The organism is Pseudomonas sp. UBA6753, assembly GCF_002453565.1.
Lineage (GTDB): Bacteria > Pseudomonadota > Gammaproteobacteria > Pseudomonadales > Pseudomonadaceae > Aquipseudomonas > Aquipseudomonas putida_Z.
Map to the genome: position 1 here is coordinate 35,902 of NZ_DKHD01000011.1, position 14,218 is coordinate 50,119.

Annotated in this window: 13 protein-coding genes and 1 pseudogene; 7 read left to right on the forward strand and 7 right to left on the reverse strand. The window is 64.1% G+C overall.

Annotated elements, in window-relative coordinates:
- Positions 1 to 74: 74 nt before the first annotated feature.
- The 5 genes and pseudogenes from B2790_RS05210 to B2790_RS05230 all read right to left on the reverse strand — a co-directional run bounded on the left by B2790_RS05210 (position 75) and on the right by B2790_RS05230 (position 4,782).
- Positions 75 to 2,018: a diguanylate cyclase gene (locus B2790_RS05210; protein ID WP_286918399.1), complete on the reverse strand. Its 1,944-nt coding sequence runs from the start codon at positions 2,016 to 2,018 to the stop codon at positions 75 to 77.
- A 27-nt stretch (positions 2,019 to 2,045) separates the two neighbouring features.
- Positions 2,046 to 2,878: pseudogene (locus tag B2790_RS05215) on the reverse strand (endonuclease/exonuclease/phosphatase family protein).
- A 34-nt stretch (positions 2,879 to 2,912) separates the two neighbouring features.
- A complete protein-coding gene (gene dsbA, locus B2790_RS05220) occupies positions 2,913 to 3,545 on the reverse strand; it encodes a thiol:disulfide interchange protein DsbA (protein WP_025337225.1) in 633 nt (210 codons plus the stop codon).
- A 285-nt stretch (positions 3,546 to 3,830) separates the two neighbouring features.
- Positions 3,831 to 4,448, reverse strand: coding sequence for a c-type cytochrome (locus B2790_RS05225; protein ID WP_003256951.1), 618 nt, complete (start codon positions 4,446 to 4,448; stop codon positions 3,831 to 3,833).
- Positions 4,449 to 4,479: 31 nt separating this feature from the next.
- Complete coding sequence (locus tag B2790_RS05230; RefSeq protein ID WP_015268479.1) at positions 4,480 to 4,782, reverse strand: c-type cytochrome; 303 nt, start codon at positions 4,780 to 4,782, stop codon at positions 4,480 to 4,482.
- Between the two features lie 201 nt (positions 4,783 to 4,983).
- Between B2790_RS05230 and yihA the strand changes: the two genes are divergently transcribed.
- The gene (gene yihA, locus B2790_RS05235) at positions 4,984 to 5,616 is read left to right on the forward strand and encodes a ribosome biogenesis GTP-binding protein YihA/YsxC (protein ID WP_085665602.1); all 633 of its coding nucleotides are present in this window, start codon (positions 4,984 to 4,986) and stop codon (positions 5,614 to 5,616) included.
- 413 nt (positions 5,617 to 6,029) lie between these two features.
- On the opposite strand, the gene polA is transcribed toward yihA, so the two are convergent.
- Positions 6,030 to 8,777: a DNA polymerase I gene (polA, locus tag B2790_RS05240; RefSeq protein ID WP_286918400.1), complete on the reverse strand. Its 2,748-nt coding sequence runs from the start codon at positions 8,775 to 8,777 to the stop codon at positions 6,030 to 6,032.
- 75 nt (positions 8,778 to 8,852) lie between these two features.
- On the opposite strand from polA, the gene B2790_RS05245 reads away from it, so the two are divergent.
- Together B2790_RS05245 and B2790_RS05250 are read left to right on the forward strand one after the other, a co-directional pair.
- Positions 8,853 to 9,140: a DUF2782 domain-containing protein gene (locus tag B2790_RS05245; RefSeq protein ID WP_013970316.1), complete on the forward strand. Its 288-nt coding sequence runs from the start codon at positions 8,853 to 8,855 to the stop codon at positions 9,138 to 9,140.
- A gap of 69 nt (positions 9,141 to 9,209) precedes the next feature.
- Positions 9,210 to 10,160 carry a homoserine kinase gene (locus B2790_RS05250; RefSeq protein ID WP_024087954.1) on the forward strand — a complete coding sequence of 317 codons (951 nt, stop codon included), beginning with the start codon at positions 9,210 to 9,212 and terminating at the stop codon, positions 10,158 to 10,160.
- 112 nt (positions 10,161 to 10,272) lie between these two features.
- On the opposite strand, the gene B2790_RS05255 is transcribed toward B2790_RS05250, so the two are convergent.
- Entirely contained in the window at positions 10,273 to 11,229 is a 957-nt protein-coding gene (locus B2790_RS05255; protein WP_286918401.1) for a zinc ABC transporter substrate-binding protein, read from the reverse strand.
- A gap of 18 nt (positions 11,230 to 11,247) precedes the next feature.
- On the opposite strand from B2790_RS05255, the gene zur reads away from it, so the two are divergent.
- The 4 genes from zur (at position 11,248) to B2790_RS05275 (ending at position 14,116) form a co-directional block, all read left to right on the forward strand.
- Entirely contained in the window at positions 11,248 to 11,733 is a 486-nt protein-coding gene (gene zur / locus B2790_RS05260; RefSeq protein WP_286918402.1) for a zinc uptake transcriptional repressor Zur, read from the forward strand.
- Positions 11,730 to 12,506: a zinc ABC transporter ATP-binding protein ZnuC gene (gene znuC / locus B2790_RS05265; protein WP_286918403.1), complete on the forward strand. Its 777-nt coding sequence runs from the start codon at positions 11,730 to 11,732 to the stop codon at positions 12,504 to 12,506. The genes zur and znuC overlap by 4 nt, the downstream gene beginning before the upstream one ends.
- Positions 12,499 to 13,281, forward strand: coding sequence for a zinc ABC transporter permease subunit ZnuB (gene znuB / locus B2790_RS05270; protein WP_003253007.1), 783 nt, complete (start codon positions 12,499 to 12,501; stop codon positions 13,279 to 13,281). The genes znuC and znuB overlap by 8 nt, the downstream gene beginning before the upstream one ends.
- 127 nt (positions 13,282 to 13,408) lie before the next feature.
- Positions 13,409 to 14,116: a PA5502 family lipoprotein gene (locus tag B2790_RS05275; protein ID WP_046615275.1), complete on the forward strand. Its 708-nt coding sequence runs from the start codon at positions 13,409 to 13,411 to the stop codon at positions 14,114 to 14,116.
- The last annotated feature ends 102 nt before the right edge of the window (positions 14,117 to 14,218 follow it).

The following is a 14,218-nucleotide window of genomic DNA, read 5'->3' on the forward strand; positions in this document are numbered from 1 at the left end:
AGCCTCAGCGTATGAGCGCTACAGTATAACGTGCTCCCCAAGGGCCGTGCTTGCCGGGAGTCAGCGGCTGCCGGCTATGCCTGCTCGACGCGGTTGCGCCCCGACTCCTTGGCCCGGTACAGCGCCGCATCGGCGCGCTTGAGCACCTGGTCGCCGCGCTCGCCGGAACGGAATGCACCCAGGCCGATGGACGTGGTGATCACCACCCGTTCGCCCTTGAAGTGGAACGGGCACGCCTCGACCGTGGCCCGTAGCACCTCGGCTATCTGGGCAGCGGCGGCCGGCGAGGTCTGCGGCAGCAACAGGACAAACTCCTCGCCGCCGAAGCGGGCGATGAAGTCACCGCTGCGCAGGCGCTTGCGCAACTGGTCGGCGACAATCTTCAGTACCTTGTCCCCGGCCAGGTGCCCATAGCTGTCATTGATACGCTTGAAATGGTCCAGGTCGAGGATCGCCATCGCCAGATGGCCGCCGTGTGCCTGCCATTCGAGCATTTCGCGCTCGACCCGCTCGCTCCAGGCCGCACGGTTGGGCAAACCGGTGAGGGGGTCGAGCAAGGCCTTCTGGCGCTGCTCTTCCAAGTGCTCGCGGTAGCCGAGCGCCTCCTGCTCCATGTTCGCCACCCGCTCCGACAGCCCTTGCAGGCGCCCAGCCAGCTCCTGCTCGCGGCGATCACGCTCGTGCTTGTGCTCGTCCATGGTCACCAACAGGCCTTCCAGGCGGTTTTCCAGGATGTGCTTGAGGCTGTCGACGTCGGCGGCACCTTGCACACTGCTCTGCAGCCCGTCGACGTGCTCACGCAGCTGGGTATCCAGCTCGCGGGCAGCCGAGCTGTTGTCGGCATGACCGGCGCTGGCCTCGTGCAGGTGGCTCTGGAAACCTTCCAGGCGTTCGTTGAGCTGCTGCAGGTAGGTTTCGAATTCGTGCTGACCGCTGTCGGTGATCGCCAGCATGAGCACAGCCAGGTCATCCAGCACCGGGATCAGCTCATACCAGTTCAAGCCGCGGGCGACCCGTTCACGCATCTCGAGCGCCTGGGCCTTGTGTCGCTCCGGCAGGCTGAGATCATCGAGCAGGCCGATCAGGGTGTGCTCGATGTGCTCGGCAACCTGGCTGTAGGGCGGCTCCACCGCGTAGGGCAGGGCATAGGGGCCGTCTTCGCCGAAGGTTTCTTCGAGTGTTTGCGCCGGTCCTGCTTCAGCCGGAGGCTCGCTGGCGACAGCTTCCGGTGCCGGCACTTCGTCCGGTAGCGGCTGCGGCAGCGGGGCTGGTGACAGTTCGGCCGTTTCGATCAGCGCCGGGCCAGGTGTCTCCAGCGCGGGCTCTGGCACTACGAGCGCCTCGACAACAGATGCTGATGAGGCTGGCAGCGGCTGCAGCGCGTCCACGTCGTCGGGCTGCGGAGCACCGACACTGGCCGGTGCTGCCAAGGGCTGCGCCTCGGCAACCGGCAGCGTCAGCGGCACAAGCGCTGGCTCGCCTTGCGCGTCATCCTCGCGGCTGCCGAACAAGCGCTGCAAGAAGCCGGGTCGGGCGTCCTCCCCCGACTTGCCCAGGGCTGACAGCGCGCGGCCCTGCAAGCCGCTCAACTCGCCCAGCAACGGTGGCAGGTCGCGTGACTGGGCCACGCCACCGTCGAGCTTCTTCGCCAGCTTTTTCAACGGCCGCGACACATCGTTCGGCAATGGCAGGCCTTGCAGTTGGTCGACCAGAGCGGTCAGCGCATCGCTGACCTGATTCATGCGAGCTTCCCGGCGCTGTTCGGAGTCCAGCACCGCCTTCTCAAGACGCGGAATCAGCCCGGCAAGGCCAGCGTCCATGTTGTCGCTGCGGATAACCTCGCGCATTTCCTTCATGCACTGGTCCACCACCTTGTCACTGCCTTCGGCAGCCAGGGTGCTGCGTACCAGGCCGCGACGCAGCAGGTCGAGACGGGCGTCCCAACGGCGCTCGAGCTTTTCCTGCTGCTCGATGCTTTTCAGGTATTTTTCTTTCCAGCGCTCAGCGTCTTCAGTCATGCCCAGGTCCGCAAACGGTGATGGCAATTAGCTCAGGACCGGCAGCGTATCCACAGTCAATGCATCAGGCAATCGAATCTCGACAGCAACGGGAAGGTGGTCGGAAATTGGCTGCGCCAGCACCTCGACACGCTCCAGCGTGAGGCTTGGGCTGAGCAGGATGTGGTCCAGGCAACGCTGTGGACGCCAGCTGGGGAAGGTGGCCTCGACTTGTGGGGCAATCAGGCCCAAGTCGCGCAACGGCGAGTGCTCCAGCAGGTCGGTGGCATGGGTATTCATGTCGCCCATCAGCACCTGGTGGCGGTAACCGCCAATCAGCTCGCGGATGTAACCCAGTTGCAAGGCGCGGGTCTTGGCGCCGAGGGCCAGGTGCATCATCACCACGATCAGCGCATCTTCGCCCTCGCCAAAGCGCACCAGAATCGCACCTCGCCCAGCCGGGCCGGGCAATGGGTGATCCTCGAGCAGTTGTGGCTTCAGGCGGCTGAGCACGCCATTGCTGTGCTGGGCAAAACGCCCAAGGTTGCGGTTGAGTTGCTGGTACCAGTAGGGGAAGGCACCCAGGTGGGCAAGGTGCTCGACCTGGTTGACATAGCCCGAGCGCAGGCTGCCGCCATCGGCCTCCTGCAAGGCCACCAGGTCGAAGTCGCCCAGCAGTTGGCCAATCTTCTGCAGGTTGCCTGCACGCCCGTTGTGCGGCAGCAGGTGCTGCCAGCTGCGGGTCACGTAATGCCGGTAGCGCTCGGTGCTGATGCCCACCTGGATGTTGAAACTGAGCAGCCGCAGACGACCATCCTCGGGCAGGCCAGGGGCCTGCAGGTGATGCTCGTTGACCTGCGGCTGGTGCAGGCCAATGCCACGCGCGGTTCTGAAGCGGCGCATGGGTTACGCCGCTTACTTAGCGGCGCGCTCCTTGGCGATCAGCTGGTCGGCAACGTTCAGTACGCCTTCAGGCCCGCCGGCGGTACCCAGGTCGAAGCGGTACTTGCCGTTGACCACCATGCTCGGTACGCCGGTGATCTCGTATTTCTTCGCCAGTTCCTTGGCCTGGTTGACCTGGCCCTTGATGGCGAACGAATTGAAGGTGGCGAGGAACTTGTCCTTGTCCACGCCCTGGGTGGCGAGGAAGTCGGCCATGTCCTGCGGGTCGGTCAGGCGCTTTTTCTGGTTCTGGATGGCATCGAACACCGCGGCGTGTACCTTCTGCTCGACGCCCATGGCTTCGAGGGTCAGGAACATCTGGCCGTGGGCGTCCCATGGGCCACCGAACATGGCTGGTACGCGCTTGAAGTTGACGTCCTTGGGCAGTTTTTCAACCCACGGGTTGATGGTCGGCTCGAAGTGGTAGCAGTGTGGGCAGCCGTACCAGAACAGCTCGACCACTTCGATCTTGCCAGGCACGGAAACCGGAACAGGGTTGCTCAGCTCGAGGTATTCCTTGCCGGCGACAGGCTCGGCGGCCTGGACGGCAGTCATACCGAATACGCTGGCAGCGACCAGCGCGGCGCTGAGAATCAGTTTACGCATGCTTTACTCCTGGGCAGTCATTGGTCGCCACGACGCGACCTGCACTGAGACAGGCCGGGAAGGGGCCGAGTTCTGTAGTGTAACGGCTGCGGACGGAAAAAAGGGCGGTCCGGCCACCCTTTCATCATTGGCCTACAACATTAACTGAAGGTTAATGCGCCGCCTGTAATGGCCCTATCGCCGGCAAGCCGGCTCCCACCTCGAGCGCATCGACCTCAAGCCATATGCAGCATCTGTGGAAGCTGGCTTGCCGGCGATAGGGCCATCACAGGCGGCCGAAGGGCCTCAGTGCAGGCCCTGGATGTAGCTGGCCAGCGCCTCGATGTCGTGGTTGCTCAGCTTGCCGGCGATGGTGCGCATGGTCATGGCATCGCCATCGTTGGTGCGGTTGCCTTCGCGGAAGTCGGTGAGCTGCTTGGTCACGTACTGTGCATGCTGCCCGCCCAGGTGCGGGAAGCCGGCCAGGGCGATACCCGCACCGTTCGGCGAGTGGCAGCCGGTGCAGGCAGGCATGCCTTTTTCCAGGTCGCCGCCGTTGAACAGCGCCCGGCCACGTTCGACCAGCTTGGGATCGGCCGCGCCCACGCTGCCTTTCTGGCTGGAGAAGTAGGCGGCGATATCGGCCAGATCCTGGTCGCTGAATGCGGCCAGCATGCCGGTCATCTCCAGCACGGTACGCTTGCCCGACTTGATATCGTGCAATTGTTTTTCGAGATAGCGCTGGCCTTGGCCGGCCAGTTTCGGGAAGTTCGGTGCCAGGCTGTTGCCGTCGGGGTTGTGGCAGGCGCCACAGACGGCCGTCTTGGCCTGGCCGGCGGCGGCATCGCCTTTGACGGGTTGCGCAGCAGTGGCCGCACCTGCGACACCCAGGGTCAACAGCAGACTCACGACTAGTTTGTTCATCAGCTAATCCAACACGGCTAAGGGTGAAATGTTATGTATCGGGACTGCCACTCATCCAAAGGATGACCAAACGGTAGTCCTCGGCACTGCAGTCCATGCACAATCCACGCGGCGGCATAGCCTTGAAACCCTGGGTCACGTGCTTCACCAGTACATCCATGCCTTGCGCCAGCCTTGGCTCCCATGCTGCCCGGTCACCCTGCCTGGGTGCCTGTGGCAACTGCCCGGTGTGACAGGCCGCACACGTGCGGTTGTACAACACCTCGGGATCCTGTGTAGCCTGTGCGCTGAAAAACGGCAGGAACATACCGACAGCAAGCAGCCATTTCGCCATGCGGAACGACCTTCAGGGTTGGGGGCCGCGCTGCGTTCTGTTGCGCGAGCTATTGTTCGACACCCCATGCCCGTTCTCCTTCGCCGGGAGAATGAGCACACAAAAACTGGGGCATTATATACTTCCGCCATCCAAACGGAAACGACACCGCTTGCCAGGCTCGGGCCTATAGAGTCAGGCAACACCCACATCGGATATCCCATGCAAGTCAAGAACCCCATCCTCGGCCTCTGCCAGAAAGCCAAATTCGCCCTCAGCGCTGCCAAGGTCGAACAATGCCCGGACGACCAGGGTTACGAGGTGGCTTTCGCCGGCCGCTCCAACGCCGGCAAATCCAGCGCCCTCAACACCCTGACTCATGCCAGCCTGGCACGCACCTCGAAAACCCCCGGGCGCACCCAGCTGTTGAATTTCTTCAGTCTGGACGATGAACGGCGTTTGGTCGACCTGCCAGGCTACGGTTATGCAAAAGTCCCGATTCCGCTCAAGCAGCACTGGCAGAAACACCTGGAAGCCTATCTGGGCAGCCGGGAGTGCCTGCGTGGCGTGATCCTGATGATGGACGTGCGCCACCCGATGACCGACTTCGACAAGATGATGCTCGACTGGGCCAAGGCCAGCAGCATGCCGATGCACATCCTGCTGACCAAGGCCGACAAGCTGACCCACGGCGCGGGCAAGAACACTCTGCTCAAGGTGCAGTCGGAAATCCGCAAGGGTTGGGGCGACGGCGTGACCATCCAGCTGTTCTCGGCGCCCAAGCGCCTGGGCGTGGAAGAGGCATACCGGGTGCTGGCGGACTGGATGGAGCTGGAAGACAAGCCAGTCATTTGAAGGTTTGCTCAACCTGTGGGAGCGGGCATGCCCGCGAAGAATCCAGCGCGGAGCATGGCCTGGGCTTCGCCCAGGTTCGCGGGCGCGCCCGCTCCCACAGTGTTCCTTCACCAGACTCAGGGCAAATTCCGGGCAAAAAAAACCCCGGACTTCGTATGGGGAGGGGGAAGTTCGGGGTCCAAGTCCGGACCGCTAGGGCGGGGTCCAGATATCTGCCAACACTTAACACAACATAGGAGCATCGAAAGGCTTCACCAGCCATTCAGTTACTCTGAGTTCCGCTTCACCGGTTTAGTTCCAAAGCCCTGAAAACTATTTGCGATAGTTTCATGAAACCTCAGCACCACTGGCACTGAGCAGTGCCAGGATCCGCATCCCTACATCACGGATCCTACACAGCTTTCCCCGCCCGATCAGTGAGCTTCGTCCCAATTCGCACCAATTCCTGCCTCGACCAGCAGTGGTACATCCAGCTGCGCGGCCTTGCTCATGTGCTGGCGAATTTCATCTTTCACCTGCTCAACCAGGTCCTCGCGCACTTCCAGCACCAGTTCGTCGTGTACCTGCAGGATCACCCGGGCGTCCAGCCCGCTCTCGCTCAGCCAGTTATCCACATTGACCATGGCCCGCTTGATGATATCGGCCGCAGTGCCCTGCATCGGGGCGTTGATCGCCGTGCGCTCGGCGCCTTTGCGCAGGGCCGGGTTCTTGGCATTGATATCCGGCAGGTACAGGCGGCGACCGAACAGGGTTTCGACAAAGCCTTGCTCCGCCGCCTGGGCGCGGGTGCGCTCCATGTAGGCCAGCACGCCCGGGTAGCGGGCGAAGTAGCGGTCGATGTAATCCTGCGACTGCTTGCGGTCGACGCCGATCTGCTTGGCCAGGCCAAAGGCGCTCATGCCGTAGATCAGGCCGAAGTTGATGGCCTTGGCACTGCGGCGCTGGTCGGTGGTGACGTCTTCCAGGGCTACGCCGAATACTTCCGCCGCCGTGGCGCGGTGCACGTCCAGGTCGTTGCGGAAGGCATGCAGCAAGCCTTCGTCCTTGGCCAGGTGGGCCATGATGCGCAACTCGATCTGCGAATAGTCCGCCGCCAGCAGCTTGTAGCCCGGGCTGGCGACGAAGGCCTGACGGATGCGCCGGCCTTCGGCAGTGCGGATCGGGATGTTCTGCAGGTTCGGGTCGCTGGACGACAGCCGGCCGGTGGCCGCTACCGCCTGCTGGTAGGAGGTGTGGATACGCCCGGTGCGCGGGTTGATCTGCCCCGGCAGCTTGTCGGTGTAGGTGCTCTTGAGCTTGCTCAGGCTGCGGTACTGCATCAGTACCTCCGGCAGCGGGTAGCCTTGCTCGGCCAGTTCGTCGAGCACCGCTTCTGCCGTGGATGGCTGGCCCTTGGTGGTCTTGCTCAGCACCGGCATGCCCAGCTTGTCGTAGAGGATCGCGCCCAGCTGCTTGGGCGAGCCGAGGTTGAACTCCTCACCGGCCAGCTCATAGGCGCGCTGCTCCAGCTCCGCCATCTTCACCCCCAGCTCACCGCTCTGCACCTGCAGCAGCGCGGCATCGACCAGCGCCCCCTGGCGCTCGATCTTGGCCAGTACCGGCACCAGCGGCATCTCGATGTCCATCAGCACCGGCTGCACGCTCGGCGTCTGCGCCAGGCGCGCCTGCAGCGCCTGGTGCAGGCGCAGGGTGATGTCGGCGTCTTCGGCAGCGTAGGGGCCGGCCTTGTCCAGGTGGATCTGGTTGAAGGTCAGCTGCTTGGCGCCCTTGCCGGCGATGTCCTCGAAGGCGATGGTGGTGTGGTCGAGGTACTTCAGCGCCAGGCTGTCCATGTCGTGACGGGTGGCGGTGGAGTTCAGCACGTACGACTCGAGCATGGTGTCGTAGGCAACGCCGCGCATTTCGATGGCGGGCGAGCCATTGGCGAGGATGTTGATGTCGTACTTGGCGTTCTGCCCGACCTTGGCCTTGGCCGGGTCTTCCAGCAGCGGCTTCAGCGCCAGCAGCACGGCGGCGCGGTCCAGCTGGACCGGCGCGCCTTCATAGTCGTGGGCCAGCGGCACATAGGCCGCTTCATGCGGCTCGACGGCGAACGACAGGCCGACAAGCTGCGCCTGCTGTGCGTCCAGGCCAGTGGTCTCGGTGTCGAAGGCGAACAGTGGCGCCTGACGCAGCTTCTCCAGCCAGAAGTCGAAACGTTCCTGGTCGAGAATGGTTTCGTACCTGGGCTCGGTCTTGGCCACCGGCTCCGCGACCGGCGCGATGTCGTCACCGGCCTTGGCAGCGTCACGCTGCACCTCGGCGACCCAGCTCTTGAATTCCATCTCGGTGTACAGCGCCAGCAACGCGTCGCGATCAGGCTCGCCGCACACCAGGGCATCTACTTCTATATCCAGGGGCACGTCGACCTTGATGGTAGCCAGCTCATAAGACAGGAACGCCGCGTCGCGGTGCTCTTCCAGCTTGGCCGGCAGGGTCTTGGCGCCGCGAATGGCCAGCGTCGGGACCTTGTCCAGGTTGGCGTACAGGTCGCTGAGGCCGCCGCCGATACCGGTCAGCAGGCCCACCGCGGTTTTTTCGCCCACGCCCGGCACACCGGGGATGTTGTCGACCTTGTCGCCCATCAGCGCCAGGAAGTCGATGATATGTTCCGGGCCGACGCCAAATTTCTCGTGCACGCCAGCCACGTCCAGCACGCTTCCGGTCATGGTGTTGACCAAGGTAATGTGCCCGTCCACCAGCTGCGCCATGTCCTTGTCGCCGGTCGAGATGATCACCGGGCGGCCCAGCGCGGCGCTGCTGCGCGCCAGGGTGCCGATCACGTCGTCAGCCTCGACCCCCTCGACGCACAGCAGCGGGTAGCCCAGCGCCTTGACGCTGGCGTGCAGCGGCTCGATCTGCACCCGCAGGTCGTCCGGCATGCTTGGGCGGTTGGCCTTGTATTCGGCGAACATGGCATCGCGGAAGGTGCCACCCTTGGCGTCGAACACCACCGCGAACAGGCTGTCGGGGTATTGCTTGCGCAGGCTCTTGAGCATGTTCAGCACCCCCTTCACCGCGCCGGTCGGCATGCCTTTGGAGGTAGTCAACGGCGGCAGCGCGTGGAAGGCGCGGTACAGGTAGGAGGAACCGTCCACCAGGACGAGGGGCGCTTGGCTCATGAGCAGAATCAACCTTTTCGACGGGTCCGGCGCTAGAATAGCCAGAATCATTGACGACAAAGGGACAAGGTTATCATGCGTACACTCAATCGCCTGTTACTGCTCGGTCTGTTGGCCACCATGCCTGTCGTCACCCTGGCGGCGGACGACGCCCCCTCGGCCGATCCCGAGGTGACCATTCGCACGGAAGGCGACAAAACCATCCAGGAGTACCGGCAGAACGGGTTCCTGTATGCGATCAAGATCACGCCGAAAAACGGCAAGCCTTATTTCCTGGTACGCGCCGATGGCTCTGATGGCAATTTCATTCGATCCGACCAGCCGGACATGCTGATTCCGTCCTGGAAGATCTTCGAGTGGTAATCTGACGCGCACCGTTCACATCAACCCGGCACTTCCCGGCGGAAGTGCCCGTATGGGCAAATTTTCATCATGTCAGTCTTCACCCCCGTGACCCGGCCTGAGCTGGAAACTTTTCTGGCGCCGTACGCGCTGGGTCGTCTGCTCGATTTCCAGGGCATCGCCGCCGGCACCGAGAACAGCAATTTCTTCGTCAGCCTCGAACAGGGGGAGTTCGTCCTGACGCTGATCGAGCGCGGGCCCAGCGAGGACATGCCGTTCTTCATCGAGCTGCTGGACACTTTGCACGCAGCCGACATGCCGGTGCCCTATGCCATACGCGACCGCGACGGCAATGGCCTGCGCGAGCTGTGCGGCAAGCCGGCGCTGCTGCAGCCACGGCTGTCGGGCAAGCACATCAAGGCACCGAACGCCCAGCACTGCGCCCAGGTCGGCGAGCTGCTGGCGCACATTCACCTGGCTACCCGCGAACACATCATCGAGCGCCGCACCGACCGCGGCCTGGACTGGATGCTGGCCTCGGGTGCCGAGCTGCTGCCGCGCCTTACCGCCGAGCAAGCCGCGCTGCTGCAGCCAGCGCTGGATGAAATCAGCGCGCACAAGGCACAGATCCTGGCCCTGCCACGGGCCAACCTGCACGCCGACCTGTTCCGCGACAACGTGATGTTCGAAGGCACCCACCTGACCGGTGTGATCGACTTCTACAACGCCTGTTCCGGGCCGATGCTGTATGACATCGCCATCACCGTGAACGACTGGTGCCTGGATGAACACGGCGCGATCGATGTGCCACGCGCCCAGGCATTGCTGGCGGCCTATGCGGCGCTGCGGCCGTTCACCGCCGCCGAAGCCGAGCTGTGGCCGGAGATGTTGCGGGTAGGCTGCGTGCGCTTCTGGCTGTCGCGCCTGATTGCAGCGGAATCGTTTGCAGGGATGGATGTGATGATCCACGACCCGAGCGAGTTCGAAGTGCGTTTGGCGCAGCGTCAGCAGGTGGCTTTGCACCTGCCGTTCGCCCTCTAGTCCAGCTTCTGCTTCTTCGCGGGCATGCCCGCTCCCACAGGGATAACACAAACCTCAAGGTTGTCGTTGTACCTGTGGGAGCGGGCGTGCCCGCGAAGAGGCCGGTCCAGGCTTACAACTGCTCCAGGCACCCAACCAGGTCGCCACCCAGCTTCTCCAGCAAGCGCTCATAGCCCTTGCCATCCACCGGGTCGGTACCGCCCAGGGCATCCAGCTCGGCCAGGCGCACCGGCAGCCCGGCGGTCAAAGTCTCGGCCAGCCGCGGCCGCAGCGGCGGTTCGCTGAACACACAGGTCTTGCCCACTTCCTGCAGGCGCTTGCGCATGGCAGCCACGTGCTGCGCACCCGGCTGCACCTCGGACGCCACGCTGAACACCCCGGTGTGCTTCAGGCCATACTCGGCCTCGAAGTAGTCGAACGCTTCGTGGAACACGAAGTAAGGCTTGCCGGCAATCCCGGCCACCCGCGCCTTGATCCGCCCATCCAGTGCGTCCAGGCGTTCGTCGAAGGCCTTGAGGTTGCTCTGGTAGCGCGCCGCATTGGGCGGATCGATCTGCGCAAGGTCATCCGCCATTTTCGCTGCAATCACCCGCGCGTTGACCGACGATAGCCACAGATGCGCGTCCAGGCTGCCCGGGCGGTGATCATGATCATGGTCGTCGTGGTCTTCTTCCTCGTGGGAATGGCTGTCCTCGCCAAAATGCCGCAGCTTCATGCCCGGTAGCGCCTGCACGGCCACCGTGGCCTTGCTGCGATTGCCCAGTACCCGCGGCAGGAAGCCCTCCATGTCCGGGCCGATCCAGTACAGCAGGTCGGCATCGCCCACCCGCCGCACGTCGGACGGGCGCAGTGCGTAGTGGTGCGGCGAAGCACCCGGTGGCAGCAATACCTCGGGGTTGCCAACACCGTCCTGCACGGCGGCGGCAATCTGCTGCAGGGGTTTGATACTGGTCAGCACGCGCACGTCGGCCTGGGCGGAAAATGCGATGAAAGCGACAAAAAGGACTAGGAATCGGGACACGGTGAATACTCGAGTCGTCAGAAACAGGTAACATAATAACGTCTCCATCCAGAACCGTCGCTGCCCATGTCCATCACGCCGCTGGCCAACCGTCCTCACGATCATTCCCATTGCGTACACAGCGCACTGGCTGAAGCCGACGCCTTGTGCACCCGCCAGGGCCTGCGCCTGACCGCGCTGCGCCGTCGAGTACTGGAACTGGTGTGGCAAAGCCACAAGCCGCTGGGCGCCTACGATATCCTCGCCGTGCTCAGTGAGCAGGACGGCCGCCGCGCCGCGCCCCCCACGGTGTACCGTGCGCTGGACTTCCTGCTGGAAAACGGCCTGGTGCACCGCATCGCCTCGCTCAACGCCTTCATCGGCTGCAGCCACCCGGAACACCTGCACCAGGGGCAGTTCCTGATCTGCCGGGCCTGCCATGTGGCCATCGAACTGGAACAGGAAAGTATCAGCGACGCCATCATCAGCAGCGCCAAGGGCGTGGGCTTCACGGTCGAGACCCAGACGGTGGAAGTGGTCGGCCTGTGCAGCAATTGCCGGAGCGCGGCATGAGCGATGCACTGATCCGCCTGGAGCAGGTCGGCGTCACCTTCGGTGGCGAGGCGGTGCTCGACAGCATCGACCTGTCGGTCGCACCTGGCCAGATCGTCACCCTGATCGGCCCGAACGGCGCGGGCAAGACCACCCTGGTGCGCGCCGTGCTCGGCCTGCTCAAGCCGCACCGCGGCAAGGTATGGCGCAAGCCGAAACTGCGCATCGGCTACATGCCGCAAAAGATCCAGGTCGATGCCACACTGCCGCTGTTGGTGTTGCGCTTCCTGCGCCTGGTGCCCGGTGTAGACCGCGCGGCAGCCTTGTCGGCGTTGCAGGAAGTGGGTGCCGAGCAGGTCATCGACAGCCCGATACAGACCATTTCCGGCGGCGAGATGCAGCGCGTGCTGCTGGCCCGCGCCCTGCTGCGCGAACCCCAGCTGCTGGTGCTCGACGAGCCGGTGCAGGGCGTAGACGTGGTCGGCCAGACCGAGCTGTACAACCTCATTACCCGCCTGCGCGACCGCCACGGCTGCGGCGTGCTGATGGTTTCCCACGACCTGCACCTGGTGATGAGCGCCACCGACCAGGTGGTGTGCCTGAACCGCCACGTGTGCTGCTCGGGCCACCCCGAGCAAGTCAGCGGCGACCCGGCATTCGTCGAGCTGTTCGGCCAGACCGCCGCACCCAGCCTGGCCATCTACCACCACCATCACGACCACAGCCACGACCTGCATGGCTCGGTGGTCGCCCCTGGCACCCATGTTCACGGAGCGCACTGCAAGCATGGCTGATTTTCTTCTCTACGCCCTGCTTGCCGGTTTGTCCCTGGCGCTGGTGGCCGGCCCACTGGGATCCTTCGTGGTGTGGCGGCGCATGGCCTATTTTGGCGACACCCTGTCCCACGCCGCCCTGCTCGGCGTGGCCCTGGGCTTTGCCCTGGACGTCAGCCCGGCGCTGGCGGTAACCGTGGGCTGCCTGTTGCTGGCGATCTTGCTGGTGACCTTGCAGCAACGCCAGCCGCTGGCCTCCGATACCCTGCTCGGCATACTCGCCCCCAGCACATTGTCGCTGGGCCTGGTGGTGCTGAGCTTCATGCATGATGTACGCATCGACCTGATGGCCTACCTGTTCGGCGACCTGCTGGCCATCAGCACCACCGACCTGGCCTGGATCCTCGGCGGCAGCGCGCTGGTGTTGCTGCTGCTCGCTGCGCTGTGGCGGCCGTTGCTGGCAGTCACCGTGCACGAAGAGCTGGCCATGGTCGAAGGCCTGCCGGTGGCCGGGCTGCGCATGGCGCTGATGCTGCTGATCGCGGTGGTGATTGCCGTGGCCATGAAGATCGTCGGCGTGCTGCTGATCACCTCGCTGCTGATCATTCCTGCTGCTGCGGCGCAACGTCACGCCCGCTCTCCCGAGCAGATGGCCCTGGGCGCCAGCCTGCTCGGCGTGACCGCGGTATGCGGCGGCCTGGCCATGTCCTGGTTCAAGGACACCCCCGCCGGCCCATCGATCGTGGTCTGCGCGGCAGTGCTATTCTTGCTGAGCCTGGCCCTGCCAAAACGCTGAAAAACAGGGCGCGTGAAGGCGCACCCTGCAACCTTTTCGCACGTAAAGGGTCTGTAAGACTTGTTTTCGAGCGTGCGCACCTGGGTGTAGACTTGCTCGCTTTTTGCGCAAATAGAGAGTCGCAGGAATGAAGCCGTTCGCCTCCCGTTATCTGCTTGTTGCCGCGTTTTCCCTGTTCCTGGCTGCGTGTTCCAGCGCGCCGGTCGAACAGGCCACCGCACCTGCCCAAGCCGATGCCTGGCAGCAGTTGCAACAGAACATCGCCAGCAACGAGCTGGCCACCGCCGAAGACCAGCTGGCAGCCCTGCAGGCCCAGGCGCCGGACGACGCGCGCCTGGAGCAATACCAGCGCCAGCTTGCCGAAGCCTACCTGCAACGCAGCCAGATCTTCCTGCAGAAGGGTGATGTGAACGCTGCCGCCACCGCCCTGGCCCGTGCCCGCGCGCTGATGCCGCAGGCCCCGGCGGTTACTGGTGGCGACGCCGTGACCCAGGCGCGCAAGGCCGAGCTGGAGAAGGCTGAAGCGGCGTTGAAAGCGGCCGAGGCCAAGCCCAAGGCGCGCATCATCGACCCGGCTGCACCGAGCACCGTCGTGGCCTTGAAGACCACCGACAGCCGCGCCATGCGTCGCCAACTGGATGACATTGCCGCCGATGTGGTGAGCTACCAGTGCGACGTGGTGTTCCAGGTGCCGCGCACCGAGGATGCGCCTTGGCTGAAGACCTTGCTGGAGAAGCGCGTGCGCAAGATCGACAGCGGGTTCGAGCTGAAACAGAAGCACGAGATTCAGCGGTCGTTGCCGGCGCAGGTGGTCCTGGTTCCGCATCAGCAATAAGCCTCCCGGGCCCTATCGCCGGCAAGCCAGCTCCCACCTCGACCGCACCAATTTCAAGCCTGGTGCAGTACCTGTGGGAGCTGGCTCGCCGGCGATGGGCTG